This is a genomic window from Pirellulales bacterium (assembly GCA_035499655.1).
Taxonomy (GTDB): Bacteria; Planctomycetota; Planctomycetia; order Pirellulales; family JADZDJ01; genus DATJYL01.
In genome coordinates this window covers 1-2,842 of sequence record DATJYL010000059.1, presented here as the reverse complement: position 1 = coordinate 2,842, position 2,842 = coordinate 1, and the positions used below count along the sequence as shown (strand labels likewise).

General features: G+C 58.1%; 4 protein-coding genes. 1 reads left to right on the top strand and 3 read right to left on the bottom strand.

From position 1 onward, the window contains the following. Both VMJ32_04000 and VMJ32_03995 read right to left on the bottom strand, forming a co-directional pair. On the bottom strand, positions 1-718 hold a 718-nt coding region (locus VMJ32_04000; GenBank protein HTQ38164.1), incomplete at its 3' end, for a peroxidase family protein. Next, entirely contained in the window at positions 715-1,227 is a 513-nt protein-coding gene (locus tag VMJ32_03995; protein ID HTQ38163.1) for a hypothetical protein, read from the bottom strand. The genes VMJ32_04000 and VMJ32_03995, both read right to left, overlap by 4 nt. 88 nt (positions 1,228-1,315) lie before the next feature. Here VMJ32_03995 and VMJ32_03990 point away from each other — a divergent pair, with 88 nt between their 5' ends. Next, positions 1,316-2,596, top strand: coding sequence for an L-rhamnose isomerase (locus VMJ32_03990; protein HTQ38162.1), 1,281 nt, complete (start codon positions 1,316-1,318; stop codon positions 2,594-2,596). A 28-nt stretch (positions 2,597-2,624) separates the two neighbouring features. On the opposite strand, the gene VMJ32_03985 is transcribed toward VMJ32_03990, so the two are convergent. After that, positions 2,625-2,842, bottom strand: a 218-nt coding sequence (locus tag VMJ32_03985) for a hypothetical protein (GenBank protein ID HTQ38161.1), incomplete at its 5' end; no start/stop codon positions are given.

Here is a 2,842-nt window from a genome sequence, read left to right as displayed (position 1 = left end):
CGAACGTGTTGTACGGAAGCAAGTTTCCGGCGCTGGTTTTCAGCATTCCGCCGGAAAACGTGCGCAAGGCCGCCGCGGTGGCGGCATCGGAGCCGTAGATCATCGAGCCGTCGATAAACGAGGTATCGAGATTGACGAACTGCGCCGGGTTGCCGGCGCTGGTGCCGGTGCCATCGGCGATTTGCGAACGGTTAAAGGCAATCGACAAGTCGCCTTGGTCCGTCGGGTCGAAGGTCGGATCGCCGGCGGGAATGGGAATGTTCATCGCCACGCTGCCCCCTTCGGTCAGGTCGATATCGTGGTCGATGAATTGGCCCCAAGCGTAGACGAAATCGGTCATGTTCCGATTGTTGTTCAAATCCTGCTCGACGCCGGCAAGATCTTGATTGGCGATCAAGTTGGAAATGGCGCGAGCGGAAGGCAACGCTTGGCCGTTGGGGGTGGAAATGCCATCGCCAAACAGCGCGGCAGCCAACCGAGTAAAGTCGGTATCGGCTGCGCCCCAAGTTGGATTGGCGACGTTATTCCCCACGCCGTTGATGGGCTCCGGCGGCAGAATGGAAATCGGGCTGGAGGCGGTCATCATGTTCCTTGGTTCCAATGCCTCCGGACCATGCAGAATGGATTTGATACGACTCCGCGGTTTGGAATACGTGACCAACACACGGTCTGCGGAAAGCTCGAGCAATCGACGGGTTCCGAAATTCATCTTTCTCATGGTTCACTCCTGACGATTTGAACATGAAAAAGCCCCTTCTTGAAAAAAAGCGCGCACACATGCGCACAGAAATCCCACATACGGCGGCGCGACACCACCGTGTTCAGATAAGCTCCGTCTAATAGTGTTGCCGCGGGGAAGCGAGCGCCGTCAGCACGCCCGCTGAAATATTTCCCCGCGCAGAACGAAACTCGATTGGTGCGACGGGGGCCAGGGGCGTGCGAAACGAACTGCTTCCCGCGAAAAAACAGAAAAGCGACGAGTGCCAGCTCGTCAAAAAAGGCGGGTTTTTCCCCTGCATTTGCGAACATAACACTGCAGTGTAGGTTTGTCAACCATTTTCTGGCGTCCCGCTGAAAATAGGGGATGGGGGGAAGGAATGCACGCTCGTTGGGGAAGAACGCACGCGAGGTGGTGGCAGAGCATTCATTGCCAACACGTGGTTGGGAAGGGGCAAACGATGCGCATGGGGCGGAAACCAGGGCGGCCCTTGAGTTGTGCTTGGCCATCGGTTACCTTGAGTCAGCAACGCTTCCACCGTCGTGTTTTTTGAAAGCAATTCAAGTTCTTGAAATTGCTTTCGCATCAGGAGCTACCATGGCGGACTCTAGTCGGCGCATCGAACAGGCATTTAATCTGGCGAAAGAACAGTATGCCGAGTTGGGCGTGGACGCAAACGCCGCGCTGGAGCGACTGGCGGGCATTCCCATTTCGCTCCACTGCTGGCAGGGGGACGACGTCGGCGGGTTTGAGAACACCGGCAGCGAGCTGGGGGGTGGCTTGGCGGTCACGGGCAACTATTTGGGACGAGCCCGCACACCCCAGGAATTGCGTGCCGATTTTGAAAAGGCGCTGTCGGTCATACCCGGCCGGCACCGCATTAACTTGCACGCCTGTTATATCGACCCGGCCGACACGGGCGGCCGACGCATCGAACGCAACCGCTTGGAGCCGGCCCACTTTCAAAGCTGGATCGATTGGGCCCGGCAAATCAAAATTGGCATCGATTTTAATCCCACGTACTTCGCGCACCCCAAGGCAGCCGACGGGTTCACGCTGGCACACGCCAATGCCGACATCCGCAAATACTGGATCGACCACGGCATTGCCTGCCGCAGAATTGGCGCTGCGATGGGTCAGGCGCTGGGCTCGGTGTGCGTAACCAACATTTGGATTCCCGACGGCTTGAAAGATTTGCCCGTCGATCGGGCTGCGCCGCGCCGGCGCCTGGCCGAATCGCTGGACGCCATTTTTGCCGAGCCGCTTGATCCGCGTCACAACCTGGATGCCGTCGAAGGCAAGTTGTTTGGCATCGGCTCGGAAAGTTATGTTGTCGGCTCGCACGAATTTTACCTGGGTTACGCCGTGGCCCATAAAAAATTGGTTTGCCTCGATGCCGGGCATTATCATCCGACTGAATCATTGGCCGATAAAATTTCCGCCGTGCTGCAATGGCTAGACAGAATCCTGCTTCACGTCAGCCGCGGCGTCCGTTGGGATAGCGACCACGTGGTCATTCAAACCGACGACCTGTTGGCCATTGCCCAGGAACTGGTCCGCGGCAACTTTCTGGGCCGCACGCACATTGGGTTGGATTATTTCGACGCCAGCATTAACCGCGTGGCCGCCTGGGTGATTGGCACCCGCGCCATGCTAAAGGCCCTGTTAGCCGCGCTGTTGGAGCCCATCGGCAAGCTGCGCGAAATGGAATTGGCCGGAGATTATACGGGCCGGCTGGCCATGCTGGAGCAATTGAAATCGCTCCCCGTGGGCGCCGTTTGGGATTACTACTGCGCCAAGCACAATGTGCTCAGCGAACAAGCCTGGATCGGTGATATCCGCGAGTATGAGCGGACGGTGCTCTCCCGTCGCAGCTAAAGGTTGTTCGTGAACAGGCTACTCAAGCTCAAAAAGTCCGCACGCTTTTCGCCGGCGAGCATGCGCTGGGACGTGTCTGGTTCGAATTGCCGCCGGCCAATTTGGTCGGCATCTTGACGAGGGGCACGTTGTCGGTCACCATATCCATGGCGCGGCTAAGTGCCCGGGGGGCCGCTTCGCCAAGTTCGCTTATTCTAGCGGCGGGGGATTCCTTAAGAAATTCGCCACTGGCCGTGTTGCGTTTGG

Excerpts from the sequence above, each read along its gene's own strand:
- VMJ32_03995 (HTQ38163.1), bottom strand. The coding sequence starts at position 1,227 with ATGGCCAAGCACAACTCAAGGGCCGCCCTGGTTTCCGCCCCATGCGCA.
- VMJ32_03990 (HTQ38162.1), top strand. The coding sequence starts at position 1,316 with ATGGCGGACTCTAGTCGGCGCATCGAACAGGCATTTAATCTGGCGAAA.